Source organism: Salipiger mangrovisoli (assembly GCF_015223355.1).
Lineage (GTDB): Bacteria > Pseudomonadota > Alphaproteobacteria > Rhodobacterales > Rhodobacteraceae > Salipiger > Salipiger mangrovisoli.
Map to the genome: position 1 here is coordinate 69716 of NZ_JADFFK010000019.1, position 26888 is coordinate 96603.

Annotated in this window: 25 protein-coding genes; 16 read left to right on the forward strand and 9 right to left on the reverse strand. The window is 65.6% G+C overall.

Annotated elements, in window-relative coordinates:
- Position 1 precedes the first annotated feature (1 nt).
- Positions 2-3415 carry a transglutaminase family protein gene (locus tag IQ782_RS21700; RefSeq protein ID WP_194136761.1) on the reverse strand — a complete coding sequence of 1138 codons (3414 nt, stop codon included), beginning with the start codon at positions 3413-3415 and terminating at the stop codon, positions 2-4.
- A 142-nt stretch (positions 3416-3557) separates the two neighbouring features.
- On the reverse strand, positions 3558-4232 hold the full coding sequence (locus IQ782_RS21705; protein ID WP_194136762.1) for an SDR family oxidoreductase: 675 nt from the start codon (positions 4230-4232) through the stop codon (positions 3558-3560).
- A gap of 198 nt (positions 4233-4430) precedes the next feature.
- On the opposite strand from IQ782_RS21705, the gene IQ782_RS21710 reads away from it, so the two are divergent.
- The 4 genes from IQ782_RS21710 to ribD all read left to right on the forward strand — a co-directional run bounded on the left by IQ782_RS21710 (position 4431) and on the right by ribD (position 6962).
- Positions 4431-4682 (forward strand): hypothetical protein, encoded by a 252-nt coding sequence (locus IQ782_RS21710; RefSeq protein WP_194136763.1) that lies wholly within the window; start codon positions 4431-4433, stop codon positions 4680-4682.
- Between the two features lie 74 nt (positions 4683-4756).
- A complete protein-coding gene (locus tag IQ782_RS21715; protein WP_194136764.1) occupies positions 4757-5176 on the forward strand; it encodes a secondary thiamine-phosphate synthase enzyme YjbQ in 420 nt (139 codons plus the stop codon).
- Between the two features lie 192 nt (positions 5177-5368).
- Positions 5369-5836 carry a transcriptional regulator NrdR gene (gene nrdR / locus IQ782_RS21720; RefSeq protein WP_194136765.1) on the forward strand — a complete coding sequence of 156 codons (468 nt, stop codon included), beginning with the start codon at positions 5369-5371 and terminating at the stop codon, positions 5834-5836.
- 37 nt (positions 5837-5873) lie between these two features.
- Positions 5874-6962 (forward strand): bifunctional diaminohydroxyphosphoribosylaminopyrimidine deaminase/5-amino-6-(5-phosphoribosylamino)uracil reductase RibD, encoded by a 1089-nt coding sequence (gene ribD, locus IQ782_RS21725; RefSeq protein ID WP_338092625.1) that lies wholly within the window; start codon positions 5874-5876, stop codon positions 6960-6962.
- 112 nt (positions 6963-7074) lie between these two features.
- On the opposite strand, the gene IQ782_RS21730 is transcribed toward ribD, so the two are convergent.
- On the reverse strand, positions 7075-8511 hold the full coding sequence (locus tag IQ782_RS21730) for a Glu/Leu/Phe/Val family dehydrogenase (RefSeq protein WP_194136766.1): 1437 nt from the start codon (positions 8509-8511) through the stop codon (positions 7075-7077).
- Between the two features lie 459 nt (positions 8512-8970).
- Here IQ782_RS21730 and IQ782_RS21735 point away from each other — a divergent pair, with 459 nt between their 5' ends.
- The 3 genes from IQ782_RS21735 to IQ782_RS21745 are packed head-to-tail and all read left to right on the forward strand — an operon-like array spanning position 8971 to position 11584.
- Positions 8971-10296: a pilus assembly protein TadG-related protein gene (locus tag IQ782_RS21735; RefSeq protein WP_240989471.1), complete on the forward strand. Its 1326-nt coding sequence runs from the start codon at positions 8971-8973 to the stop codon at positions 10294-10296.
- Entirely contained in the window at positions 10293-10829 is a 537-nt protein-coding gene (locus tag IQ782_RS21740; protein ID WP_194136768.1) for a TadE/TadG family type IV pilus assembly protein, read from the forward strand. Before IQ782_RS21735 ends, IQ782_RS21740 begins: the two co-directional genes overlap by 4 nt.
- 11 nt (positions 10830-10840) lie before the next feature.
- Positions 10841-11584 (forward strand): TadE/TadG family type IV pilus assembly protein, encoded by a 744-nt coding sequence (locus IQ782_RS21745; RefSeq protein ID WP_194136769.1) that lies wholly within the window; start codon positions 10841-10843, stop codon positions 11582-11584.
- A gap of 75 nt (positions 11585-11659) precedes the next feature.
- Here IQ782_RS21745 and IQ782_RS21750 read toward each other — a convergent pair whose 3' ends face one another.
- Both IQ782_RS21750 and IQ782_RS21755 read right to left on the reverse strand, forming a co-directional pair.
- On the reverse strand, positions 11660-12166 hold the full coding sequence (locus IQ782_RS21750) for a hypothetical protein (protein ID WP_194136770.1): 507 nt from the start codon (positions 12164-12166) through the stop codon (positions 11660-11662).
- 21 nt (positions 12167-12187) lie between these two features.
- On the reverse strand, positions 12188-13021 hold the full coding sequence (locus IQ782_RS21755; protein ID WP_194136771.1) for a prephenate dehydratase: 834 nt from the start codon (positions 13019-13021) through the stop codon (positions 12188-12190).
- A gap of 144 nt (positions 13022-13165) precedes the next feature.
- On the opposite strand from IQ782_RS21755, the gene IQ782_RS21760 reads away from it, so the two are divergent.
- The 5 genes from IQ782_RS21760 (at position 13166) to IQ782_RS21780 (ending at position 19882) form a co-directional block, all read left to right on the forward strand.
- Positions 13166-13675 (forward strand): c-type cytochrome, encoded by a 510-nt coding sequence (locus tag IQ782_RS21760; RefSeq protein WP_194136772.1) that lies wholly within the window; start codon positions 13166-13168, stop codon positions 13673-13675.
- Between the two features lie 314 nt (positions 13676-13989).
- Positions 13990-15969: an extracellular solute-binding protein gene (locus tag IQ782_RS21765; protein WP_194136773.1), complete on the forward strand. Its 1980-nt coding sequence runs from the start codon at positions 13990-13992 to the stop codon at positions 15967-15969.
- A gap of 1 nt (position 15970) precedes the next feature.
- The gene (locus tag IQ782_RS21770; protein ID WP_194136774.1) at positions 15971-17083 is read left to right on the forward strand and encodes a microcin C ABC transporter permease YejB; all 1113 of its coding nucleotides are present in this window, start codon (positions 15971-15973) and stop codon (positions 17081-17083) included.
- A gap of 1 nt (position 17084) precedes the next feature.
- Complete coding sequence (locus IQ782_RS21775) at positions 17085-18290, forward strand: ABC transporter permease (protein WP_194136775.1); 1206 nt, start codon at positions 17085-17087, stop codon at positions 18288-18290.
- Entirely contained in the window at positions 18287-19882 is a 1596-nt protein-coding gene (locus tag IQ782_RS21780) for an ABC transporter ATP-binding protein (protein ID WP_194136776.1), read from the forward strand. The genes IQ782_RS21775 and IQ782_RS21780 overlap by 4 nt, the downstream gene beginning before the upstream one ends.
- 42 nt (positions 19883-19924) lie before the next feature.
- Here IQ782_RS21780 and hemN read toward each other — a convergent pair whose 3' ends face one another.
- Positions 19925-21280: an oxygen-independent coproporphyrinogen III oxidase gene (gene hemN / locus IQ782_RS21785; RefSeq protein ID WP_194136777.1), complete on the reverse strand. Its 1356-nt coding sequence runs from the start codon at positions 21278-21280 to the stop codon at positions 19925-19927.
- A gap of 64 nt (positions 21281-21344) precedes the next feature.
- On the opposite strand from hemN, the gene fnrL reads away from it, so the two are divergent.
- Positions 21345-22091 carry a transcriptional regulator FnrL gene (gene fnrL / locus IQ782_RS21790; RefSeq protein ID WP_194136778.1) on the forward strand — a complete coding sequence of 249 codons (747 nt, stop codon included), beginning with the start codon at positions 21345-21347 and terminating at the stop codon, positions 22089-22091.
- Between the two features lie 16 nt (positions 22092-22107).
- Here fnrL and IQ782_RS21795 read toward each other — a convergent pair whose 3' ends face one another.
- Positions 22108-22458: a DUF1428 domain-containing protein gene (locus IQ782_RS21795; RefSeq protein ID WP_194136779.1), complete on the reverse strand. Its 351-nt coding sequence runs from the start codon at positions 22456-22458 to the stop codon at positions 22108-22110.
- 71 nt (positions 22459-22529) lie between these two features.
- On the opposite strand from IQ782_RS21795, the gene IQ782_RS21800 reads away from it, so the two are divergent.
- Positions 22530-22988, forward strand: coding sequence for a MarR family winged helix-turn-helix transcriptional regulator (locus IQ782_RS21800; protein ID WP_194136780.1), 459 nt, complete (start codon positions 22530-22532; stop codon positions 22986-22988).
- Positions 22989-23009: 21 nt separating this feature from the next.
- Here the strand turns inward: IQ782_RS21800 and IQ782_RS21805 are convergent, their stop codons facing one another.
- Together IQ782_RS21805 and IQ782_RS21810 are read right to left on the reverse strand one after the other, a co-directional pair.
- Positions 23010-23324, reverse strand: a complete 315-nt coding sequence (locus tag IQ782_RS21805) for an SH3 domain-containing protein (RefSeq protein ID WP_194136781.1) — start codon at positions 23322-23324, stop codon at positions 23010-23012.
- Positions 23325-23486: 162 nt separating this feature from the next.
- Positions 23487-24326: a universal stress protein gene (locus IQ782_RS21810; RefSeq protein ID WP_194136782.1), complete on the reverse strand. Its 840-nt coding sequence runs from the start codon at positions 24324-24326 to the stop codon at positions 23487-23489.
- 203 nt (positions 24327-24529) lie between these two features.
- On the opposite strand from IQ782_RS21810, the gene ccoN reads away from it, so the two are divergent.
- A complete protein-coding gene (ccoN, locus tag IQ782_RS21815; protein ID WP_194136783.1) occupies positions 24530-26143 on the forward strand; it encodes a cytochrome-c oxidase, cbb3-type subunit I in 1614 nt (537 codons plus the stop codon).
- A 12-nt stretch (positions 26144-26155) separates the two neighbouring features.
- Positions 26156-26884 carry a cytochrome-c oxidase, cbb3-type subunit II gene (ccoO, locus tag IQ782_RS21820; RefSeq protein WP_194136784.1) on the forward strand — a complete coding sequence of 243 codons (729 nt, stop codon included), beginning with the start codon at positions 26156-26158 and terminating at the stop codon, positions 26882-26884.
- The last annotated feature ends 4 nt before the right edge of the window (positions 26885-26888 follow it).

Sequence of the window (26888 nt, forward strand, 5' to 3'; positions counted from 1 at the left end):
CTCAGATCCCCGGCAGGCGGCGCAGGTCGAGCGTCATCGGGAACTCCGGATGCGGTGTCTCGGGCGCGGGCCAGTAGCTGCCCGGGGTGTGCCCGAGTTTCTCGAAGCGGGCAAGCCGCCGCGCGTCGGCCTCGTTGGTGTTGACCGGGAAGGTGTCGTAGTTGCGCCCGCCCGGATGCGCCACGTGGTAGCGGCACCCGCCCAGCGCGCGGCCGGTCCAGGTGTCGAAGATGTCGAAGGTCAGCGGCGCGTTCACCGGCAAGGTCGGGTGCAGCGCCTCGGCGGGCTGCCAGGCCTTGAAGCGCACGCCGCCCACCCTGACGCCCGAGGCGCCGGTCTCGGCCATCGGCACGGCGCGGCCGTTGCAGGCGACGATGTAGCGGCCCGGCTCGGTGGCGGTCAGCTGCACCTGCATGCGTTCGACCGAGCTGTCGGTGTAGCGCACGGTACCGCCGATCGCGCCGCGCTCGCCCAGCACGTGCCACGGCTCCAGCGCCTGCCGCAGCTCGAGGTGCACGCCGTCGTAGTCGACCTCGCCGGCGAAGGGGAAGCGGAACTCGCGCTGCGCCTCGTACCACTCGGGACGGAAGGTGAAGCCGTGATCGCCGAGGTCGCGCAGCACGTCCAGGAAATCCTGCCAGACGAAATGCGGCAGCATGAAGCGGTCGTGCAGCGTGGTGCCCCAGCGCACGGGCTTGCCCTGAATCGGCGATTTCCAGAAGCGCGCCAGCAGCGCCCGGATCAGCACCTGCTGGGCAAGGCTCATCTTGGCGTCGGGCGGCATCTCGAAACCGCGGAACTCGACGAGGCCGAGGCGGCCGGTGGGCCCGTCGGGCGAGTAGAGCTTGTCGATGCAGATCTCGGCCCGGTGGGTGTTGCCGGTGACGTCGATCAGCATGTTGCGCAGCAGCCGGTCGATGAGCCATGGCAGCGGCGGCTCGCCCTGCCCCGGTGCCGGGAAATGCGCCAGCGCGATTTCCAGCTCGTAGAGGCTGTCGTGCCGCGCCTCGTCGATCCTAGGGGCCTGCGAGGTCGGGCCGATGAAGAGACCCGAGAAGAGGTAGCTGAGCGACGGGTGCCGCAGCCAGTGCAGGATCATCGAGCGCATGAGGTCCGGACGGCGCAGGAAGGGCGAGTCATGCGGAGTCTCGCCGCCCACCACCACGTGATTGCCGCCGCCGGTGCCGGTGTGCTTGCCGTCGATCATGAACTTGTCGGCGCCGAGGCGGCACTGCCGGGCCTCCTCGTAGACGCCGTTGGTGATCGCCTTGCACTCCTCCCAACTGTGCGCCGGGTGGACGTTGACCTCGATCACGCCCGGATCGGGCGCGACGCGGATCACATTGAGCCGGGCGTCATGCGGCGGGGTGTAGCCCTCGATGTGGATCGGCAGGCCCAGTTCCTCGGCGGCGGTCTCGGCGGCGGCGAGCAGGTCGAGGTAATCCTCGAGCGACTCCACCGGAGGCATGAACAGGCACAGCCGCCCGTCGCGGGGCTCGATGGCGATGGCGGTGCGCACCGCGCCGCCCGCCGGGTCGACGCCCTGCTCCATGATGCGTTGCCGCCGCCCGACGTCGCGCGCCTCGGACACCGGCTGGTCGTGCCCCGGCGTGACCTCGGGCAGCGCGGCCATGGCCTCGCGCTCCTCGGCAGCGATGCGCTCGAGTTCCTCCATCAGGCGCGCGCGGCGCTCCTGCTGCAGCGCGTGGAAATCCGGCAGGTCGGTCAGGGGGATGCTGGGGTCGGTCGGGTAGACATAGGGATAGGCCGAGGGCGGCACGTAGGGCAGCGCCCCGAGCGGCAGGCGGAAGCCCACCGGGCTGTCACCGGGGATCAGGAACAGGTGCCCGCGCCGGGTCTTCCAGTGTTCGGAGCGCCATTTCGGCCCGCTCGCCTTGGACTGCCAGCGCTGCAGCGGCAGGATGAAGCCCGCCGCCTCGTCGAGCCCGCGGGTGAAGACGCGGGCGATGCGGGCGCGGGTCTCGGGGTCCTTGAGCTTGGAATCCTCGGGCGTCACGTTCAGCGGCAGGTCGGCTTCCTTGAGAATCCATTCCGCCGGATCCTCATAGGCCGGGTGCACGTAGCCCCCATCCAGCCCCAGCGTCTCGGCGAACTTGGTCAGGAAGGCGTCGGCCTGCGCGGCATCGGCGCCCTTGGCGGTTTCCTTGGCCACGAGGTCGGGGTTCTTCCACACCGGCTTGCCGTCGCGCCGCCAGTAGAGCGAGAAGGTCCAGCGCGGCAGCGTCTCGCCGGGGTACCACTTGCCCTGCCCGTAATGCAGGAAGCCGCCCGGCGCGAAGCGCGCGCGCAACCGGCGGATCATCTGGTCGGCAAGGGCGCGCTTCTGCGGTCCGACCGCGGCGGTGTTCCACTCGGCGCTCTCGAAATCGTCGATCGAGACAAAGGTGGGCTCGCCGCCCATGGTCAGCCGCATGTCCTGCGCCGCGATCTCGGCATCGACCTTGTGCCCGAGCGCGTCGAGCGCTTCCCAGGCCTCGTCCGAGAACGGCTTGGTGATGCGCGGGTGCTCGGCGACGCGGCGCACGTCCATGGCAAAATCAAAGTCGGTCTGCGTGTCCGGCGGCGCGGAATAGCCGCCGACGATGGGCGCGGCGTTGCGGTAATGCGGCGTGGCGGCCAGCGGGATGTGGCTCTCGCCGGTCAGCAGGCCGGAAGTCGGATCGAGCCCGATCCAGCCCGCGCCGGGGATGTAGACCTCGCACCAGGCGTGCAGGTCGGTGAAGTCGTGATCGGTGCCCGCCGGCCCGTCGAGCGAGACGAGGTCGGGCTTGAGCTGGATCAGGTACCCGGACACGAAGCGCGCCGCGAACCCCAGGTGCCGCAGGATTTGCACGAGCAGCCACGAGGTGTCGCGGCACGAGCCCTTGGCCAGTTGCAGCGTCTCCTCGGGGGTCTGCACGCCGGGCTCCATGCGGACGATGTAGCCGATGTCCTTCTCCAGCCGGGCGTTCAGCCCGACGAGGTAGTCGACCGTGCGCGGCGCGCTCTTCTCGATCGTGTCGAGGTAGGCCTGCAGCCGCGGCCCCGCCCGCTCGGGCGTACGGTAGATCGACAGGTCCTCGGCGAAGTCCTGCGAATACTCGAAGGGAAACGCCTCGGCGCTCTCATCGACGAAGAAGTCGAACGGGTTGTAGACCGTCATGTCGGCGACGAGATCGACCTCGATCTTGAACTCGGTCACCGGCTCGGGAAAGACAAAGCGCGCCAGCCAGTTGCCGTAGGGATCCTGCTGGTGATTGACGAAATGCCCCTCGGGCAAGACCTTCAGCGAATGCGAGATGACCCGCGTCCGCGAGTGCGGTGCGGGCCTGAGCCGGATGATCTGCGGGCCGAGCGATACGGGCCGGTCGTACTTGTAATGGGTCAGGTGGTGGATACTTGCCGTAATCGCCATTCGCCGAGGTCCGCGGATAAGGGAAACCTCCCACACCTGAGCGACTTGGCCAGCCCTTGTAAAGGCTTGCGTGACCCAGCGGCAGTGACCGTTGCAGCGTCGCCCGTTCCGCAGGCGACCGCGCTGCCGTGGTGCCGACGCCTCAATTGACCGGCATGACGAAGACCTCGCGCACATTGGCGCGTGGATCGGCCTCGAGCGCGAACATCACCGAGCGCGCGATGTCCTCGGGTTTGAGCTTGTCGGGCTTGGCCTCGTCGAAGAAGGGGGTATCAACCATACCGGGCGCGATCACCGTGACGCGTGCGCCCCACTCGCGGAACTCCTCGGCAAGGTTGCCGCCGTAGCCGTGCACGAACCATTTCGACGCGCCGTAGACCGAGCCCTTGATGGTCGTCCGACCCGCCGCAGACCCGGTCAGCAGCAGGTGGCCCCGGTTCTTCACGAAATAGGCCGAGGCAGCTCTCGCGGTCCACAACACCCCGAGGATGTTGAGCTGGACCAGCCGCTCCCATTCCGCCGGGTCGCCCTTGCGGGTGCCCGATTGCGACAGGCCCGTTCCGGCATTGGCAAAGGCCGCGTGCACATCGCCGAAATGCGCCGCGAGCTTGCCCATCGCCGCCTCCTGCTCCTGCAGCGAGGTTGCATCCCCCGGCAGCGCCAGCGCGTGCGGGCCGAGCTCCTTTTCCAGCGCGCCGATCTTGTCCACCGAGCGGGCGAAAAGGCCGACATTCCATCCGCGTTCTACCGCCGCGCGGGCGGTCTGCGCGCCGATGCCCGAAGAGGCGCCGGTGATGAAGAGCGTCTTGCGGATCATGCTTAATCCTCCCGTAGTTCTTTCGCGTGACACTTGCTGCACCGGCGGAACGGCGCGGCTTCTGCGCAAGATAGCGCCCCCGCGCTCGCCGGCCATTTCGACCGGCCCCGCCAGCCGGCGCGTTTCCGTCACGTGGCGGCGATGGAACGAATTTCGCGGCACCGGCGTTTTCTTGCCGACCAGTAAGGGAGACCTTTGATGAAACGCCTCGCACTGCTCACCGCTGCCGCCACCTGCACCGCGGTCGCCGCCTTCGCGGCGTCCGAGGTCCTCACCCCCGGCGCCGCCACGGTCATCGAGATCGAAGTCGCGCCGCATGAGCTTGCCGAATGCCGCGAGACATTGCAGCAGGTCGCCTCGATGCCCTCCGTTGCCGATGACGGCACCCCCCTGCTCTTCCAATCGTCCGATGACCTGCCGCAGGTGCGCTGCGTCGCCAGCTCGGCCTGATCCGCCGGCGCTGGCCTTCGCACCCCGTGCTTGCTACCCACGGGACAGACGCGCGGGACAGACGGGGCCGAGCCATGCAGACCAGCTTCACCATCGAGACGCGAGGCCCGGGCCTCTACGAGTTCACCCGCGACGTGACACGCTGGGTCGCGGGCTGCGGACGGGATGACGGGCTTCTGACGCTCTTTCTCCGCCACACCTCGGCCTCGCTGGTGATCCAGGAGAACGCCGATCCCGAGGTAAGGAGCGATCTCACCGAGTTCTTCCATCGCCTGGTGCCGCCCAGCAGCGATCCGTCGATGCGCTATCTTACCCACACCTACGAGGGGCCGGACGACATGCCTGCCCACATCAAGGCGGCGTTGCTGCCGGTCAGCCTGTCGATCCCGGTCAGCGGCGGCACGCCGGGACTCGGCACGTGGCAGGGGATCTACCTCTTCGAGCATCGCAGCGCGCCGCACCGGCGCGAGGTTCTTGCCCATCTGAGCGCCTGACGCAGCACCAACCGGTCCCGCGCCAAGAGCGTTTTCACGGCGCTTCTTGCACGTTTGCAGGAATTTCAACGCCCTTCATCTTGCGGGGCGAATTGACCTCTACCCAATTTCTGGGCGCTCCCCTATAGTGGCTGTGGATAAATGAGGGATAACCTCATAGACGCGTCGGAACGAAGGGATTGGGGGAAGGCAATGCGCTGCCCGTTTTGTGGAAATATCGACACCCAGGTAAAGGATTCACGCCCCGCGGAAGACCATGTTTCGATCCGTCGCCGCCGTTTCTGCCCGGCCTGCGGTGGCCGGTTTACCACCTACGAGCGGGTGCAGTTGCGCGACCTCGTGGTGATCAAGACCAGCGGCCGGCGCGAGGATTTCGACCGTGACAAGCTCGAGCGCTCGATCCGCATCGCGCTGCAGAAGCGTCCGATCGATCCGGAACGGGTGGACCAGATGATCTCGGGGATCGTTCGGCGGCTGGAGAGCCTCGGCGAGACCGACATCCAATCGAAGCAGATCGGCGAGATTGTCATGGAAACGCTCGCGCGGATCGATACGGTGGCCTATGTGCGCTTCGCCAGCGTCTACAAGAATTTCCAGGCCGCCGATGACTTCGACAAGTTCGTGAGCGAGCTGCGCCCCGGCCTCCAGTCGGAGAAGTGAGCGCGCAAGGCGGTCGCCGAGCAGGGAGCATGTCCGCGTGACAGATGACCTCCGCCACATGGCCCATGCCCTTCGCCTCGGGCGGCGGGGCATGGGAAAGTGCTGGCCCAATCCCGCGGTGGGCTGCGTGCTGATCAAGGATGGCCGCGTGGTCGGCCGCGGCTGGACCCAGCCCGGCGGACGGCCGCATGCCGAGACGGTCGCGCTGGCCGATGCCGGTGCGCGGGCGAAGGGGGCCACCGCCTATGTGACCCTCGAGCCCTGCGCCCACACCGGCAAGACTCCGCCCTGCGCCACGGCGCTGATCCAGGCGGGCGTGGCGCGGGTCGTGGCACCGATCGCCGACAGTGATCCGCGCGTCGCCGGCCAAGGCTTCGAGATGCTGCGCAAGGCAGGCATAGAGGTCACCACCGGCGTGCTCGCCGAGCAGGCGATGCACGACCACGCCGGCTTCTTCCTGAAGACCGAGGATGGCCGCCCCTGGGTGACCCTGAAACTGGCGGGCAGCTTCGACGGGCGCATCGCCACGGCCACCGGCGAAAGCAAGTGGATCACCGGCCCCGAGGCGCGGCGCGCCGTACACGGGTTGCGCGCGGCGCATGACGCCGTGATGGTCGGAGCCGGAACCGCGCGTGCCGACGATCCCGAACTGACCGTGCGCGGCTGGGGAGAAGTTCACCAACCAGTGCGGGTGATCGCCTCGCGGCTGATCGACGTGCCGCTGATGAGCCGGCTTGCCGCGACGGCGCGCGAGGTGCCGGTGTGGATCGTCCATGGCTCAGACGCCGCCCCCGAGACTCGCCGCGCCTGGCAGAGCTGCGGCGCGAGCCTGATCCAGAGCCGCGTCACCGCCGGGCGGCTGGACCCGGCGGCGCTGCTCTCGGCGCTTGGCAACAAGGGGCTAACGCGGGTGTTCTGCGAGGGCGGTGGCCAGCTCGCGGCCTCGCTGCTTGCCGCCGACCTGGTCGACGAACTGGTTGGGTTCACCGCCGGCCTCGCGCTTGGCGCCGAGGGGCGTCCCGGCGTCGGGGCCATGGGCGTGGACACGCTCTCCGAGGCACCGCGCTTCCGCCTGGTCGAGACCCGTGCGCTCGGCAATGACGTCATGCACCGCTGGCTGCGCTGACGGCGACGTCCGCCGCGGGGGCGCTGCCCCCGCACCCCCGGAGTATTTCCGGAAAGATGAAAGAGCCGGTGCGGCGTCAGGTCGGGCGCGGTCGGTGCCGCGCCCGACCCGGTCAGAGACCCTTGGCCCTGTAGCTCTTGGCGACCCGGTCGATGGCGACGATGAAGCCGGCGGTGCGCAGGTCGGTCACGTCGTCCCTGCCGTGCCAGATCTCGCGCATCGACTGGTAGGCGGTACGCATCGTGTCATCGAGACCCGAGCGCACCAGTTCTAGCTCGTCCGCGCCGCGCAGGTAGCGGGCCTTGAAGGCGGGGTCGAGGGTCCAGGCATCGCCCATGGCAACGTCGAGCCGTTCGAGCTCGTCGACCACCAACTGGTGCCGCGCCTCTTCCTGCCGCCGCTGCATTCGGCCGAAGCGGATGTGGCTGAGGTTCTTCACCCATTCGAAGTAGGAGACGGTGACGCCGCCCGCATTGGCGAAGAGATCCGGAATGACCACCGTGCCGCGGGTGCGCAGGATATCGTCGGCCCCGGCGGTGATCGGTCCGTTTGCCGCTTCGATGACCAGCTTGGCCTTGACGTTATGCGCATTGGTAAGGTTGATCACCCCCTCCAGCGCAGCCGGGACGAGGATGTCGCATTCCTCGGTCAGCACCGCCCCGCCGTTGCGGGTATGGGTGGCGTCCGGATAGTTTGCGAGCCCGCCGTGACGGGTCATCCATTCCTTCACCGCTTCGACGTTCAGCCCCGCGGGATCGTGCAGCGCACCGTCGCGTTCGATGATGCCGGTGATCAGCGCCCCGTCCTCTTCCGACAGGAAGCGCGCCGCGTGATAGCCGACGTTGCCGAGCCCCTGCACGATCACCCGCTTGCCGGCGAGACCACCGGACAGCCCCGCCTTCGCCACGTCCTCGGGGTGGCGAAAGAACTCGCGCAGGGCGTATTGCACGCCGCGCCCCGTCGCTTCGACCCGCCCGGCGATCCCCCCCGCGTTGAGCGGCTTGCCGGTGACGCAGGCGCGGGCGTTGATGTCGGTGGTGTTCATCCGCGCGTATTGGTCGGCGATCCAGGCCATCTCGCGCTCGCCGGTGCCCATGTCGGGGGCGGGCACGTTCTGGCTGGGATGGATCAGGTCGCGCTTGCACAGCTCGTAGGCGAAGCGCCGGGTGATCAGCTCGAGCTCGTGTTCCTCGTATTGCGTGGGATCGATGCGCAGACCGCCCTTGGAGCCGCCGAAGGGCGCCTCGACCAGCGCGCATTTGTAGGTCATCAGCGCGGCCAGCGCCTCGACCTCGTCCTGGTTCACCGCCGCGGCGTAGCGGATGCCGCCCTTAACCGGCTCCATGTGCTCGGAATGCACCGAGCGGTAGCCGGTGAATGTCTCGATCTTGCCGCGCAGCCGCACGCCGAAGCGGACCGTGTAGGTGGCGTTGCAGACGCGGATCTTCTCCTCGAGACCCGGCGGCAGATCCATCAGCGCCACCGCGCGGTTGAACATCAGATCGACGCTCTGACGGAATGTCGGCTCGTTGGATGGTAAGACGTTCATTGGTTCTCCTCCCGACCAGACGCAGGTTTGCCTGTCCGCGCGAAGGCGCGGAGTGCCATCTGCTGCCGCGGCGCCGGATCTTCCGGAGGAGCGAGAGACGGCGGCCCCCCATTTCTGACGGAAAACCCGCCGCGGCGAAACCGTTTGCTAACTGCAGCGCAACGGATTGTTCCTGCGCGGGAACCGGACCAGAAAACTCCTTGGCATTGTTCCCCGCCCAGCATCCTAAGTCCCACTTTCGCCGCGATAAAAGCCGCATTTTAGCCATTATAGATGGGAATAGTTTCCTCGTAGTTTGGTGAGTCTTGGGGGCCCTGTGGAAGCAGTGGTCAGGGAAAAGGTATCGAGAGCATGGAAAAGCAGTCTGCACTCCGACGGGGCTTACCCGGTCGGGGCAGGACCTCGCGATTGGCGCTGATGCGCTCTTGCGACGCGTTCCTTCGCGACGATCAGGGCAGCATGTCCTACTTCGCGCTTGTCTCTTCATTGGTGATGATGGTTTTCGGCGGGATCGGCGTGGATATGGTCTACGCGGAACTGAGCCGGACCAAGGTGCAAAATACCCTTGACCGCGCGGTGCTTGCCGCGGCGGACCTCGACCAGACGCTCGATCCGGATGCCGTGGTGGCGGACTACATGACCAAGATGGGCATGGGCGATGCGCTGGTGGCCTCGGATATCGACGAGGGGCTCAACTATCGCATCGTGACGGCCGACGGATATCTAGAGATGCCCTCGAGCTTCCTCGGGTTGCTAGGGATCGACAGCACCCAGGCCGCGGGGCGCGCCCAGGCAACGGAGCGCTTCAACAAGGTCGAGGTCTCGCTGGTCGTCGACATCTCGGGGTCGATGGCGAACAACAGCAAGATGGACAACCTGAAGACGGCTGCCAGCGAATTCGTCGACACGTTGCTGTCCAGCGGCAGCGAAGACCTCGTGTCCATTTCGCTGGTGCCCTATTCCGAACAGGTGAATGCCGGCCCGGAGATCCTGAGCCAACTGCCGGTGAACTGGAAGCATGGCTTCTCGCATTGCCTTGAGATGCCTGCCTCGGTCTTCACTTCGACCGAGCTCGACACGTCGATCGCCTATGATCAGATGCAGCATTTCCAGTGGAACTACGACGGCAAGAACACCACCTCGGACACGGTCTGCCCGCGCTACGACTATGAGCGCATCGCGCCGTTCAGCCAGAACGCGAGCGCGCTGAAGAGCCAGATCAGCAAGCTGACGCCGCGCGCCGGCACCTCGATCTTCCTCGGGATGAAATGGGGGACCGCGCTGCTTGACCCCTCGACCCGCGATGTCGCCAGCGGGCTGATCTCGAACGGCGTGGTCTCTTCGGCCTTCGAAGGTCGGCCGGTGGATTACGATGACGAGGAGGTGCTGAAGACGGTGGTGCTGATGACCGACGGCCAGCACGACCGCTCGTTCCGGATCCGCAACGACTACTACAATTCCGAGTCCGAATACGTGCAGTGGAACAAGAACAACTTCTGGTACTGGCTCTACCGCAACGCCTACGAGTCGCAGAGGCGGAACTTCTACTACCAGAAGTATGATGCCTCCACCGGTGACGCGCTGCTGAACAACATCTGTGACGCTGCCAAGGCCAAGGGCATCATCATCTGGTCCATCGGCTTCGAGGTCCAGGACCACGGCGCAGAGGTGATGGAAAGCTGCGCTTCCTCGCCCTCGCATTTCTTCCGCGTCGAGGGCACCGAGATTTCGCAGGCGTTCTCTACCATTGCCCACACGCTCAACCAGCTGAGGCTGACCCAATGATCGGCGCTTTGAAAACCGCCCTGCGGCGTTTCGGCCGTGACGAAGACGGCTCGATGATCGTTCCCTTCGCGCTCTGGACACCGATGTTCGTCGGCCTGCTGATCGCCAGCGTCGAGGCAGGCACGGCAACCATGCGCCAGACCGCGCTGGACCGGGCGCTCGACCAGACCGTGCGCGAGGTGAAAATCGGCACCGGCACGCTCTATACCGCCGATCAGCTCAAGGAGATGATCTGCGCGCGGGCACCGATCCTGGGAAGCTGCGTCGACACGTTGCAGCTCGAGATGATCGGCCTCGACATGCGCGATTGGGTGGCTCCCCCGGCCTCGACCGACTGCGTGGACACAAATCTCGCGGTGACGCCGATGCGGAACTTCGTGAACGGCGGCGCGCATGAGACCATGCTGCTGCGCGCCTGCTACAAGTATCGCCCGATCACGCCCGGCGGGATGCTCGCCGGGTCCATCGCCAAGGATGACCAGGGCTATACCGCGCTGGTCGCCACCTCGGCCTTCGTCCACGAGCCGACGTGAGGAGACGGGACATGACCAGAGACACTCTGACCAAACGCCTGTCCCGCTTCGCTCGGGACACCAAGGGCACCGTCACGCTCGAAGCGATGATCGTCATGCCCATCCTGCTGGTGATCTTCGCCGCCTGCTGGGTCTATTTCGACGTCTTCCGCGAATATTCGGTGAACCAGAAGGCCAATTACGTCATCGGCGACGCGCTCTCGCGAGAGACCGACGAGATCAACGACACCTATATCGACAACTCCTACAAGCTGCTCAAGCTGTTCACCCGAACCAGCGACGATCTCTATGACGAGGACGCTGCCGACAGCGGCTTCGTGGAGGGGGATGCCTACCCCACCGACCTGCGCATCACGGTGGTCAGCTACAAGGCGAAGAACGACAAGTATTCGGTCGAATGGTCGGTAGTTCGCGGCGACCCGGACCCGCTGACCGACAGCGATCTGACCAAGATGCGGCAGCGCTTGCCGCTGCTGGCCGATGCCGCCCAGGTGATCCTGGTGGAAACATGGGACGACTACTTCCCGCTGTTCCGGGTCGGGCTGAACGCCTTCCCGATCATCACCTACAGCTTCACGCAGCCGCGCTATGCGCCGCAGCTGCTCTATGCGTCGCGCAATGGCAACAACGGCTGGGGCAACGGCGACCAGGACGCGGCGGGCAACTCGCTGTGCAACAACAACGCCGAGAACGCGACGGACTGCGACAACTCCGACGGCACCTACAACAACGAGCCGAGCTGGGGCGACAGCTGATCCGGGCGCCGACCCGCGACAAAGAAAAAGGCCGCAGCGATGCTGCGGCCTTTCTGTTTTCCTGTGTCGTCCGGCTCACTCTTCGGTGGGGAGCTCTCCGTCGCGGCGCATGACCAGCACAGAGATGATATCGGCCATCGGCTTGGTGTCGCGCGCGGCAGTGACGCCGCCGACGGCGACGCGCCGTCCGGTGCGCCACCACAGCCCCGGCTGCCAGGCGCGCTTGCCCGGCTCCCTCAGCGTCAGCGCAAAGCCGTTCGACGGCTTCAGCGCAAAGGCACCACGGTCCACCTTCACCACGTCCGCCATGCGCGCGATCACCGCGCCGGAACTGTCGGTCAGCGCCTCGTCGGTGAGCAGCAGCTCACGCTTGGTGGCGCGCCACATGATCTGGGCGACCCAGAGCGCCGCCACCCCCAGCACGATCAGGAACACCAGCCAGAGCAGGTTTGCCGGCGGCTGGGTGAGCGCCAGCCAGAGCAGCAGCAGACCGAGCCCTCCCAACGTGCCCACACCGATGACGCGGCGCGGCCCCGTCGCCGAGGCCCGCGCCAGAATCTTGTCGTCGATAGTCTTGTCCATGGTTCCTCCCCCTGCCCCGGATCAGTCGCGGCGCGGATCGCGCGGATAGACCCCGAGGATTTCCAGGTATTCGGTGAAATATTCGAGTTCCTCCAGCGCCCGCTTGACCGCCGGGTCCTCGGGGTGGCCCTCGATGTCGGCGTAGAACTGCGTTGCGGTGAAGGAGCCGCCGACCATGTAGCTTTCCAGCTTGGTCATGTTGACGCCGTTGGTGGCAAAACCGCCCATCGCCTTGTAGAGCGCGGCGGGGATGTTGCGCACCTGGAACACGAAGGTGGTCATCATGCCGTGCTCGCCGCGGCGCTCGTGATTCGCCTCGGGCGACATGACGAGGAAGCGGGTGGTGTTGTTGCCCTGGTCCTCGATGTGCCGCGCCAGCACGTCGAGGCCGTAGATCTCGCCCGCCAGCTCCGAAGCGAGCGCGGCGATCTCGGGCTTGCCCATCTCGGCCACCTGCCGCGCCGAACCGGCGGTGTCGGCACCGGTCAGCCGGGCGATGCCGTGCTCGGCAAGGAACTTGCGGCACTGGCCCAGCAGCACGGTGTGGGTCATCGCCTTCTCGATCTTCTCGAGCGGCACGCCCGGCAGCGCGAGCAGGTTGATATGCACCCGGACGAAGGCCTCGCCGACGATGTTCAGACCCGAGTGCGGCAGCAGCGAGTGGATGTCCGCGACACGCCCGTAGGTCGAGTTCTCGACCGGCAGCATGGCAAGGTCGGCCTCGCCGCTGCGCACCGCTTCGATCGCGTCTTCAAAGGTGCGGCACGGCAGTGCCTCCATGTCCGGACGGGCGTCACGGCAGGCCTGGTGCGAATAGGCGCCAAGCTCTCCCTGGAAGGCAATGCGGTTGGTCATGTCAGTCTCGCGTCGTTTTGGAAACACTTGCAGCTTGTGGGCATTTGGTCGCGGCTAGTATACCTTGCCAGAGGCCAAGGGAAGCCGTAGACCACTGAACGACGGTTATCTTTCGACGCCCGACCTGGGGAGGACACGCGACACATGTTTGATACCATGACCTTGACCAAAGTGGTGGGCGGCGTCTGCGGCGCCTTCCTGATCTACCTTCTGGGCAGCTGGGTCGGCGAAAGCCTGTACCATGTCGGCGGCAGCCACGGCGAGGAAACCGCTTCCTACGTGATCGAGGTCGCGGACAATGGTGGCGGCGGCGAGGAGCAGACGGTGGACTTCGCGACGCTGATGGCGTCGGCCGATGCGGGCCAGGGCGAGAAGGTCTTCGGCAAGTGCCGCGCCTGCCACAAGGTGGACGGCACCAACGCCACCGGGCCGCATCTCGACGGCGTCGTGGGGCGCAACATCGACTCCGTGGACGGCTTCAGCTACTCCGGCGCGCTCGAGCAGGTCGGCGAGGTCTGGACCCCGGAGAACCTGTTCCATTTCCTCGAGAACCCCAAGGGCGCGGCACCTGGCACCGCGATGTCCTTCGCCGGCCTGAAGAAGCCCGAGGACCGCGTGAACCTGATCGCCTACCTCGACTCGCTTGGCGGCTGATCGCCGGCGCCCCCGGATCACCCCGGCAGCATGTTTACAAAGGCCACGGCTCCGCGCCGTGGCCTTTTCCATTGGGCTGGGGGCAGATGGGGGCTCCGCCCAAGGGCCGCTGCGCGGCCTCCCCCGGGATATTTGGACCTAGAAGAAAGCCGGGCCGCACGGCAGGCGGGGCAGCCTACCCGCGCAGGCGCCCTCGCGCCGAAATCGCGGGCGCTCACGCAATCTCCAGCAAGTTCGGCTTGAATGTCGTCGCGGCGGGACCTTAGCTTACATCAAACGGCAGAGCACAGGCCGACAACCAGAGGGGAGACCACATGATCCGGACGACGCGCCCTGCCGCGGCCGCCATTCGCAGCCTCGATCCGATTTGCTTCCGCCCTCTTCTCGGCGCGCTGACCGCGCTTGGGATCGCCCTCGCCGCCCAGGCCGGATGGGCGCAGGAGGCCAGCCCTGCCGCTGCCGATACGGCAGAGGCATCCGCCGAGGCAAGTGATCAGGAGATCATCACCTCGCACGGTTACTCCTATTTCGGAGAGCTCGACTATCCGGCGGATTTCGACCACTTCAGCTTCGCCAATCCCGATGCACCCAAGGGTGGAGAGATCGTTCTGGGGGCCTCGGGCACCTTCGACAGCATGAATCCCTATTCGCGCAAGGGCCGCGCCGGGGCGCTGACCACGCTGCAATACGACAGCCTGATCGAGAGCACCGAGGATTCCGTCGGCCAGTACTACGGCATCCTTGCAGACACCCTCGAATATCCCGAGGACAAGTCTTGGGTGATCTTCCACATCCGGCCCGAGGCCAAGTTCTGGGACGGCACACCGGTCACCGCCGAGGACGTGGTGTTCTCGCACAAGCTTTTCGTCACGCAGGGCCTGCCCTCCTATGCCGCCGCCGTCGGCGAGATGGTGACGGGCGCCGAGGCGCTGGACGAGCACCGCGTGAAGTTCACCTTCAACACCGAGTTGACCAAGCGCTCGCGCATCGAGACCGTCGGATCGACCCCGGTGTTCAAGAAGGCCTGGTTCGACGAGGACCCTGAAAAGCGCCGCCTCGACGAGCCGCGCATGGAGGTCGCCGTTGGCTCGGGCCCCTACAAGCTCGACAGCTACGAGGTGAACCGCCGCATCGTCTACAAGCTGCGCGACGACTACTGGGGCCGCGACATTCCGTTCAACAAGGGCCGCCACAACTACGGCACCATCCGCGTCGAGTATTTCTCCGACCAGACGGCGTCCTTCGAGGCGTTCAAGGCGGGCGAATATACCTTCCGTGTCGAAAGCGATCCCAAGCTCTGGGCCACCTCCTACGACTTCCCGCGCATCCAGCAGGGCACGGTGAAGAAGGAAGAGATCGCCGACGGCAGCCCTCCCAACCCCACCGGCTTCGTGTTCAATCTTGCCAAGCCGCAGCTCAAGGACAAGCGCGTGCGCGAGGCCATCGCCCAGGCCTTCAACTTCGAATGGAGCAACGAGAGCCTGCGCTACGGGCTCTACAGCCCACGCAGCTCGTTCGTCGAGGGGACGCCGATCGAGGCGAAGGGCCTGCCCGAGGGCGCCGAGCTGGACTTCCTGAAATCGCTGGGCGACGCGGTGCCCGAGGATCTCTACACGACCGACGTCTGGACCATGCACCAGAGCGACCCCGAGGAGCTGATCAGCCGGAGCACGCGCCGCTCGGCAACCAAGCTGTTGCAGGATGCCGGCTGGAACGTGGGTGACGACGGGCTGGCGCGCAACGACGCCGGCGAGACGCTGAAGCTGCACATGATCATCCCCAGCAACATCGAGGCGAGCGTCGAGTCGATGCACGAGACCTACGTGCAGAACCTGCGCGCCATCGGCGTCGATGCCAGCTACGAGAAGGTCGATCCCTCGCAGTTCACCCTGCGCCAGCGCGAGCGCGACTACGACATGATCTATTCGAGCCGCTACGGCGCCTTCCTGTCGACCGGTGGCGGGCTCAGCCAGATGTACGGCTCGCGCGAGGCGGAATTCTCGCTGTTCAACCCCGCGGGGCTGGCCAGCCCGCTGGTCGATGCGATCATCGCCGCCAGCTTCGAGGCCACCAGCCAGGCGGAAACCGACGTGGCGCTGATGGCGCTCGACCGCGCACTGCGCTACGAGTTCTTCATCGTCCCCGACGGTTACATCGCGAATTACTGGGTCGCTTACTACGACATGTACGAACACCCCGAGACCATCCCGCCCTACGATCTGGGCTACCTCAGCCTGTGGTGGGTGAACCCCGACAAGCAGAAGGCCCTCAAAGAGGCCGGCGTGCTGAAATAATATGGGCGCCTATATTCTCCGCAGACTGCTGCTCATCATCCCCACGTTGCTGGGGATCATGATCATCAACTTCGCGCTGGTGCAATTCGTGCCCGGCGGTCCCATCGAACAGATCATTGCCCAGATCGAGGGCCAGGGCGACGTTTTCGGCGGCTTCTCCGGCGGCGGCGGCAATGCCCCCGGTGCCGGAATGGACACCGTCGGCGCCGGGATGGGCGGCGGCGGCAACGAGAAATACGTCGGCGCCCGCGGCCTGCCGCCCGAGTTCATCGAGAGCCTCGAGAAGGAGTTCGGCTTCGACAAGCCGCCCCTCGAGCGCTTCTTCGGGATGATGTGGAACTACATGCGGCTCGACTTCGGCGAGAGCTACTTCCGCTCGATCTCGGTGATCGACCTGGTGCTCGAGAAGATGCCGGTGTCGATCTCGCTCGGCCTGTGGTCGACGATCATCGCCTATATCGTCTCGATCCCCCTCGGGATCCGCAAGGCGGTGAAGGACGGCTCGTCCTTCGACACCTGGACCTCTGGCGTGATCATCGTCGCCTATGCCATCCCCGGCTTCCTCTTTGCGATCCTGCTGCTGGTGCTCTTCGCGGGCGGCTCGTTCTGGCAGATCTTCCCGCTGCGCGGGCTGACCTCCGACAACTGGGAGGCGCTGAGTTGGCCGATGCGGATCATCGACTACTTCTGGCACATCGCGCTGCCGGTGATCGCCTCGACCATCTCGGCATTCGCCACGCTGACGCTGCTGACGAAGAACTCCTTCCTCGACGAGATCAAGAAGCACTACGTGATGACCGCCCGCGCCAAGGGGCTGAGCGAGAGCAAGGTCCTCTACGGCCACGTCTTCCGCAACGCCATGCTGATCGTCATCGCCGGCTTCCCGGCGGTGTTCATCGGCGTCTTCTTCTCGGGCAGCCTGATCATCGAGACGATCTTCTCGCTCGACGGGCTCGGGCGCCTCGGCTTCGAGGCGGCGGTGGCGCGCGACTACCCGGTGATCTTCGGCACGCTCTTCATCTTCGGCCTCATCGGCCTCGTCGTCGGGATCATCTCGGACATGATGTACGTTCTGGTCGATCCGCGCATCGACTTCGAGAAGCGGGAGGGCTGAGATGAGCTACGAGCCCGATCCCCGCTTCGACGACTCCGCGCCGCTGCGCCCGCAGCCCGAGCCCGGAATTCCCGTCGTCCCGCAGCCGAAACCCGGTCGCTTCGCGCTTTCGCCGCTGAACCAGCGGCGCTGGCGCAACTTCAAGCGCAACCGCCGCGCCTTCTGGTCGCTGTGGCTCTTCCTGCTGCTCTTCGGCCTGTCGCTGTTTGCCGAGTTCCTCGCCAACGACAAGCCGATCCTCGTCAGCTATCGCGGCGAGCTGAAGATGCCGATCTTCAACTTCTACCCCGAGACGGCCTTTGGCGGCGACTTCCGTACAGAGGCCGCCTACCGCGATCCCGAGGTGCAATGCCTGATCCGCACCGGCGGACTGGAGGAGTGTTTCGACGACCCCGAGGGGCTGATCGAGACGGTGGACGCGGGCGGCACACCCGAGGGCGACTTCGCCAAGGGTTGGACCATCTGGCCGCCCATTCCCTACAGCTTCAACACCCCCGTCGACCGCCCCGGCGCGGCCCCCCTGCCCCCGAACGGGCAGAACCTTCTGGGCACCGATGATACCAAGCGCGACGTGCTGGCACGGGTGATCTACGGCTTCCGCCTGTCGATCCTCTTCACGCTGGTGGTCACCGTGGTCTCGTCCATCGTCGGCGTGGTCGCGGGCGCGCTTCAGGGCTTCTTCGGCGGCTGGCTCGACCTGATCTTCCAGCGGTTGATCGAGATATGGTCGGCGACGCCCTCGCTCTACGTGATCATCATCCTCTTCGCGATCCTCGGCCGAAGTTTCTGGTTGCTGGTCTTCCTGACCGTGCTCTTCGGCTGGACCGCGCTTGTGGGCGTGGTGCGCGCCGAGTTCCTGCGCGCCCGCAACCTCGAATACGTGCGCGCCGCCAAGGCGCTCGGGGTCAGCAACTGGACCATCATGTTCCGCCACATGCTGCCCAACGCCATGGTGGCGACGCTGACCATGCTGCCGTTCATCGTCACCGGCACGATCAGCACCCTCGCGGGGCTCGACTTCCTCGGCTTCGGCCTGCCCTCCTCGGCGCCCTCGCTGGGCGAGCTGACGCTGCAGGCCAAGCAGAACCTGCAGGCACCGTGGCTGGCCTTCACCGCCTTCACCGTCTTTGCCCTGATGCTCTCGCTGCTGGTCTTCATCTTCGAAGGCGTGCGCGACGCGTTTGACCCCAGAAAGACCTTCTCATGAGCGCCAATATCCTCGAGGTCCGCGACCTGAAGGTCAGCTTCACCCAGGACGGCAAGCGCAGCCTTGCGGTGAAGGGTGTGAGCTTCGACATCCCGCGCGGCGAGACCGTGGCACTGGTCGGCGAGTCCGGCTCGGGCAAGTCGGTCACCGCGCTCTCGACCGTCTCGCTGCTGGGCGATGCGGCGCATGTCGAGGGGTCGGTGCGCTACAACGATCAGGAGATGATCGGCGCTGATCTGCAACGTCTGCGAAAGGTGCGCGGCAATGACATCAGCTTCATCTTCCAGGAGCCGATGACCTCGCTCAACCCGCTGCACACGCTGGAAAAGCAGCTGGGCGAGAGCCTGGCGCTGCACCAGGGGCTGACCGGCGAGAAGGCGCGGGCACGCATCCTCGACCTCTTGAACAAGGTTGGCATCCGCGACCCCGAAAGCCGCCTTTCCGCCTACCCGCACCAGCTTTCGGGCGGGCAGCGGCAGCGCGTGATGATCGCCATGGCGCTGGCCAACGGGCCGGAGCTGCTGATCGCCGACGAGCCCACGACGGCGCTCGACGTGACCATCCAGGCGCAGATTCTCGAGCTGCTGGCGGAACTCAAGCAGCAAGAGAACATGAGCCTGCTGTTCATCACCCATGACCTCAACATCGTGCGCAAGTTCGCCGACAGGGTCTGCGTGATGAAGGGCGGCGAGATCGTCGAGCACGGCCCCACCGCCGAGCTTTTCGCCAACCCGCAGCATCCCTATACGCTGAAGCTGATCTCTGCCGAGAGCACCGGCACCCCCCGCCCCGTCGAGGCGGGCGCGAAAGAGGTCGCTCGCGCCGACAACCTGAAGATCTGGTTCCCGATCCAGAAGGGCTTCCTGAAGAAGACCGTCGGCTACGTGAAGGCGGTCAACGACGCGTCCTTCTCCGTACGTGCAGGCGAGACCGTGGGCATCGTCGGCGAGTCCGGCTCGGGCAAGACCACGCTGGCGCTGGCAATCATGCGCCTGATCCAGTCGCAGGGCGGCATCACCTTCGACGGGCGCGACGTGCGCGACCTCTCGACCCGCCAGTTGCGCAAGCTGCGCTCGGAGATGCAGATCGTCTTCCAGGATCCCTTCGGCTCGCTCAGTCCGCGGATGACCTGCGAGCAGATCATCGCCGAGGGGCTTGGCGTGCACGGCTCGCCGGACGGGCGGCCCGCCAAGGAGGTGGTGGCCGCGATCATGACCGAGGTCGGGCTCGACCCGGCCACCATGCACCGCTACCCGCATGAATTCTCCGGCGGCCAGCGCCAGCGCATCGCCATCGCCCGCGCCATGGTGCTGCGGCCGAAACTGGTGGTGCTGGACGAGCCGACCTCGGCGCTCGACATGACGGTGCAGGTGCAGATCGTCGAACTGCTGCGCGACCTGCAGCGCAAGTACGACCTGGCCTATCTCTTCATCAGCCACGATCTGAAGGTGGTGCGCGCGATGAGCCACAAGGTCATCGTGATGAAGCAGGGCGACGTGGTGGAAATGGGCGACGCCGAAGAGATCTTCGCCGCGCCCAAGACCGACTACACGCAGAAGCTTTTTGCCGCGGCCTTCGAACTGGCGTGGTGAGTCCCCGCAGCCAATGCTGGCCGGGGGTTGCCCCGGCCGGCCTCAGATCGCCGAGCTGTGCCCGGCTTTCGACAGGTCGTAGGCGTCGAAGGCGCGCGCCACGATGCGGGTCAGGGGCCGCGCCTCCACCGGCACGAAAAGCCCGTCCTCGGTGATCTCCAGAAGCCCCTCGAAACGCTCGTTGGCGGCGCGGTACATCGCCGCCAGTTCGGCCTCGCGCGCGCCGAAGTCGCGCAGCAGTTCCTCCGAGCGGATGCGGAAGTCGCACATCAGCATCTCGATCATCCGCGAGCGCAGCTTGTCCTCGCCCCGGAAGCTATGCCCGCGCGCGGTAGAGAAGCGGCCCTCGCGGATCGCCGCCACATGCGCCGAGGTCGCCGGCGCGTTCTGCGCGAAGCCCTGCGGGAAGCGCGAGATCGACGAGGCCCCCACCCCGATCAGCACGTCCGACGTATCATCGGTGTAGCCTTGGAAGTTCCGCCGCAACTTGCCCGTCTTCTGGGCGATGGCCAGCCCGTCGTCCGGGACGGCGAAATGGTCGATGCCGATCTCTGCATAGCCATCCCAGGTGAAGAGCTGCCGCGCCGTCTCGAACAGGTCCAGCCGCTCATCCGGCGTGGGCAGGGCATCCGAGGGGATCATCTGCTGGCGCTTGGCCATCCAGGGCACATGCGCATAGCCGTAGAGCGCCACCCGGTCGGGGCCAAGCGACAGCAGCTTCTGCACCGACTCGGTGATCTTCGCCTTCGACTGATGCGGCAGCCCGTAGAGGATGTCGGCATTGAGGCTCCCGATGCCGCGGGCGCGGATCATCTCGATCGCCTTGCGGGTGACCTCGTAGCTCTGTTCTCTGCCGATGGTCTTCTGGATCTCCGGGTTGAAATCCTGCACCCCGATCGAGGCGCGATTCATGCCGCCGGCCGCCAGAACGTCAAGTCGTTCTCCGTCGATCTCATTTGGGTCGATCTCGACCGAGAACTCCGCGTGCGGTGCGAAATCCGCCACCTCGGCCACCTTGTCGATCAGCGCCTTCATCAGGTCCGGCGACAGCAGAGTCGGCGTTCCCCCGCCCCAATGCAGGCGCGATAGTTTCACCCCGCGCGGCAGGTGCCGCTTCAGCAGCTCAAGCTCTGCCTTCAGCGTCTCGACATAGCTTTCCACCGGCCCAAGCGTCGCGGTGCCCTGGGTGCGGCAGGCGCAGAACCAGCAAAGCCTGCGACAGAAAGGCACGTGCAGGTAGAGCGAGACCGTGCCATTTTCGGGCACCGCTTCGATCCACTGCGCGAAGTCACCCGGCGTCACGCCACCCGAGAAATGCGGTGCCGTCGGATAGCTCGTGTAGCGGGGAACCTTCGCGTCGAAGAGGCCGAGTCGGGAGAGTTGTGTTCGCGTAATCATGCGCGTAGGCTTACGCAAAATTTTCTCGGCAAGACTTTGACGCAGATCAAGATTTGGACATGGAATGCTGAACGAAAAAAGCCTCTCGGTGTCACCGGACTGCAGCGAATGTCCGATTCGCCACCGAGCGGTCTGTGCCCGCTGCGAGACGGATGAACTGGAGCGGCTCGAAGAGATCAAGTATTACCGCAAGTTCGAGGCCGGGCAGACGGTGATCTGGTCCGGCGACCGGATGGAGTTTGTCGGCTCGGTGGTCTCCGGCATCGCCACCTTGACGCAGACCATGGAAGACGGGCGCACACAGATGGTCGGCCTTCTGCTGCCGTCGGATTTCGTCGGCCGTCCGGGCCGCTCCAGCGCGGCCTACGACGTGGTCGCGACCACCGATCTGGTGATGTGCTGCTTCCGCAAGGCCCCGTTCGAAGAGATGATGTTGCGCACTCCGCATATTGCGCAGCGGCTGCTGGAGATGACGCTCGATGAGCTCGACGCGGCACGTGAATGGATGCTGGTGCTTGGACGCAAGACCGCGCGCGAGAAGATCGCCTCGCTCCTGTCGATCATCGCCCGCCGCGATGCCTCGATCAACCAGCGCGATGTCGAGGACCGGCTCACCTTCGATCTGCCGCTGACGCGCGAGGCGATGGCCGACTACCTCGGACTGACGCTCGAGACGGTCAGCCGCCAGGTTTCGGCGCTGCGCAAGGACGGGGTGATCGAGCTCGAGGGCAAGCGCCACGTCACCATTCCGGACATCGGCCGCCTGCTCGAAGAGGCCGGGGATGACGCGGACGGCGGGGTCTTCGCCTGACCGCCCGCGCCATGGGTCAGGCCTCGAAGATCGGCTCGAAACTGCCGTAGATCATCCGCTTGCCGTCGAATGGCATATCCATCATCTCCTTCCAGCGCGCATCGGTCTCGAAGGAGGCACCGCAGCGATCGGCACTCTCCTTGTCGGGCCAGATCATCCAACTGAACACCACCGCTTCGCCCTGCTCGCGCTTCACTGCCAGCGGGAATGAGGTCAGCTTGCCCTCGGGAACCTCGGCCTCCCAGCATTCGTGCATCGACACTGCACCGTATTCCTTGAACAACTCCCAGGACTTACGGGCAGACTCGAGGTAGGCTGCCTTGTTTTCCTGCGGCACTGGCGTCAGAAATCCCCAAACATACGTCATAAGACATCTCCCTGTTGCTCTTCCCGAGCATAGGCGCATAATTAAGTTGATATCAACATGAATGACTCCGCATGACCGAGACGACGACCCCCACCCTGCCCTACACCACGACGATTGAAGTCCGCGACCGCTGCCTTTGCTTTCGCGCGCAGCGCGCAGCGCGGGCGCTCGGGCGGCGCTTTGATCTTGCGCTGAAGCCGGTCGGGCTGACCAACGGGCAGTTCTCGATCCTGATGTCGCTGAACCGACCGGAGCCGCCGCGCATCTCCGATCTTGCGCCCTTTCTGGCCATGGACCGCACCACGCTGACCGCAGCGCTGAAGGTGCTGGAACGGCGCGGCCTGATCGAGACCGCGCCCGACGAGGACGACAGGCGCGGCAAGCGGCTGCGGCTGGCTGCGCGCGGACACGCGGTGCTGCAGGACGCGATGCCGATCTGGCGGCGCGAACACGACGCGGTGGATGCGGCGCTCGGCGAGATGGATCTAGCGCAGCTCAAGGCGGCGCTGATGAGGCTGGGCGAGCTCTGAACACTCGCCCCGCCGCTGCGGTCAGAGTTCCCTCAGGTAGGCCCAGGACACGTAGCCCTTCGTCTCGGGTGCCCGTTCCAGGGCGGCCTCGCACCAGCGGGTGCCGCCGGTCTGGGTACAGTCGTAGACCCGCAGGACGGTGCCGTTCGGCAAGCCGACGATCACGTCAAAGCCGGTGCCCGGCCCGCCCCGCAGCTTGAGCATGTCGCCTTCGTCAACGCCATGAACCTCGTAGCGTCCTCCCCAGCCGCCATTGCTGCCACATCCGGCCAGTGCTGCCGCAAGGGCAAGCGCTGCCGCGCCTCTGGTCATTGCGGTCCCGATCGCTGCGCGCATGGGTGTCTCCTGCTCATTCTTTATGCCTCGTCCGACTATGTAACGCCCCCGGCGCGCGAAAGGAACGGCTGGATGGCAGAACAAGGGCGGGCCCGCAGGCCCGCCCCCGGACGGCTGACGCCGCCTTTCCGGTTTCTTGGCAGAAGCCCCTTCTCCCAGGCTTCAATGCGCGAGGAAAACCGGCACCTCAGCCAATTCCAGCATGTTGCGCGTGGCCCCGCCAAGGATCGCCTCGCGGAAGCGGGAATGGCCATAAGCACCCATCACGATCATGTCGGCGTTCACGTCGGTCACATGGCGGTTCAGGATGTCCGAGATCCGCGGCATGGTCTTGGTCAGCACGTCGATCTCGGCGCTTACCCCGTGGCGCGACAGGTATTGCGACAGCATGCCACCGGGATCCGAGCGGTTCGGCCCATGTTGCGGCGGGTCGATGACCACCACGTGCACCGCGTCCGCCTCCTTGAGGATCGGCATGGCGGCGCGCACCGAGCGCAGCGCCTCGGCGCTCTCGTTCCAGGCCAGCACCACGCGCTTGGGCTTGGTGGAGGGGTCGGAGGCACGCGGCACCACCAGCACCGGGGCCTGGCCTTCGAAGAGCGCCCCCTCGACCACCGGCTCGAGCTCGACGCCGCGGTCGGGGCCATAGGGCTTGGGCAGCACCACCATGTCGGCGAAGCGTGCGCGCCCTGCCACGTGGCGGCCGATGTCCGCGAGTTGCGCCACGCCCTCTTCGACCGCCCAACGCACGTCGCTGCGGGCGAGCCGAGCCTTGGCCGCGGCAACCAGCGCGCTGGCATCCTTGGAGGCACGGTCAAGCGTTTCCTGGAGGATGATCGCATCCGCCCCGGCATAGTAATAACCGGTCTGCGTGCGATCGACGCCGAAGCCCAGCACGTCGAGATGGGCATCCCAGCAAGCTGCGACGCCCGCTGCGTGATCAATGGTGGAATCGAGGAAGGCCTCGTCTGTCACAACCGTAAGTATTGATTTGTAGCCCATAGCAATCTCCATGGTATTGTCCGGGGGCCGGATACCGGCACTCTATGCCCGAAGGGCAACCCTTAGAATGACTTAACGCAAGACTTCGAAGTCAAAGCCTTGATTCAGATCAAGGTTGGCCGGGGGCATTCACTTCACAACCCCGTCAGTCAGAACCGCTCGCGCGGCCAACGAATCGTGCGAGTCAGACGAAGGGACGAACGATGCTGAATTATATCAAGCTCATCGTGCTCGGGGGTGTCGCGCTCTTTGCGCTGATCGCCGCCAACTATGCACGAGACGTGGCTTACATGGTCAACGCGCTGACCATTTTCCTCATCGCGGCGGGTCTGTTCCTCTGGACCCTCCGCAACACCGACGAGCCCGTGCCCGCCAGGGTGCGCGAACTGAGCTACATGGATGATGTAGTGCGCGCCGGTGTCATTGCAACCGCCTTCTGGGGCGTCGTGGGCTTCGCGGTGGGCGTGTTCATCGCCACCCAGCTCGCCTTTCCGGCACTCAACTTCGAGTGGGCGCAGGGCTTTGCCAACTTCGGCCGACTGCGGCCACTGCACACCTCGGCGGTGATCTTCGCCTTTGGCGGCAACGCGCTGATCTGCACATCGTTCTACGTCGTCCAGCGGACCTCGGCGACCCGGCTCTGGGGCGGCAACCTCGCCTGGTGGGTGTTCTGGGGCTATCAGCTGTTCATCGTTCTGGCCGCGACCGGCTACCTGCTGGGAGCCACCCAGTCCAAGGAATACGCCGAGCCCGAATGGTACGTCGACTGGCTGCTGACCGTCGTCTGGGTCGCCTACCTGCTGGTCTTCGTCGGCACGATCATCAAGCGCAAGGAGCCGCACATCTACGTGGCGAATTGGTTCTACCTGAGCTTCATCATCACCGTCGCCATGCTGCACATCTTCAACAACCTCTCGATCCCCGTGTCGATCTGGGGCTCGAAGTCGGTGCAGGTCTTCTCGGGCGTGCAGGACGCGATGACGCAATGGTGGTACGGCCACAACGCCGTGGGCTTCTTCCTGACAGCCGGCTTCCTGGGGATGATGTATTACTTCGTGCCCAAGCAGGCCGAGCGCCCGGTGTTCTCCTACAAGCTGTCGATCGTGCACTTCTGGGCGCTGATCTTCCTCTACATCTGGGCCGGTCCGCACCACCTGCATTACACCGCCCTGCCCGACTGGGCCTCGACCCTCGGCATGGTGTTCTCGATCATCCTGTGGATGCCCAGCTGGGGCGGCATGATCAACGGCCTGATGACGCTCTCGGGCGCCTGGGACAAGCTGCGCACCGACCCCATCATGCGGATGCTGGTGATCTCGATCGGCTTCTACGGCATGTCGACCTTCGAAGGGCCGATGATGTCGATCCGCGCGGTCAACTCGCTGTCGCATTACACCGACTGGACCATCGGCCACGTGCATTCCGGCGCTTTGGGCTGGAACGGCATGATCACCTTCGGCGCGCTCTACTTCCTGACACCGAAACTGTGGAACCGTGAGCGTCTCTACAGCCTCAGCCTCGTCAGCTGGCACTTCTGGCTCGCCACCATCGGCATCGTGCTCTACGCCGCCTCGATGTGGGTCACGGGGATCATGGAAGGCCTGATGTGGCGCGAGGTGGATGCCAACGGCTTCCTCGTCAACAGCTTCGCCGACACCGTCTCTGCCAAGTTCCCGATGTATGTGGTGCGTGCCCTCGGAGGCCTGCTCTACATCTCCGGTGCGATTATCATGTGCTACAACCTGTGGATGACCGTGAAACGGGCTCCGGCTGTCGAAGCCGGGACCGCCACGGCGCATGCCACTCCGGCCGAATAAGGAGGGCCGAAGATGAGCATTCTCGACAAACACGGGATCCTTGAGAAGAACGTCACGCTGTTGGCCCTCTTTGCCTTCCTGGTGGTGACCATCGGCGGGCTGGTGCAGATCGTGCCGCTCTTCTACCTCGAGAACACCATCGAGGACGTGGAGGGCATGCGCCCCTACACTCCGCTGGAACTGGCCGGGCGCGATATCTACATCCGCGAGGGCTGCTACGTCTGCCACAGCCAGATGATCCGCCCGATGCGCGACGAGGTGGAACGCTACGGCCACTACAGCCTCGCGGCGGAATCGCAATACGACCACCCGTTCCAGTGGGGCTCGAAGCGGACGGGGCCCGACCTCGCCCGCGTCGGCGGCCGCTACTCGGATGAGTGGCACGTCGATCACCTGACCGACCCGCAGTCGGTGGTGCCTGAATCGGTGATGCCGAAATACGGGTTCCTCTCGGCCAAGCTGATCGACGGCGAGCACATGGAAGACCTGCTGGCGACCCATCGGATGGTCGGCGTGCCCTACAGCGACGAAATGGTCGAGAATGCCTCGGCCGACTTCCGGGTGCAGGCGAACCCCGATGCCGATTACGACGGCCTGCTTGAGCGCTACGGCGAGAAGGTCAGCGTGCGCAACTTCGACGGCGAGCCGGGCATCTCGGAAATGGATGCGCTGGTGGCCTATCTGCAGATGCTCGGAACGCTGGTCGATTTCTCGACCTTCACGCCCGACGCAAGCCGCTGAGGAG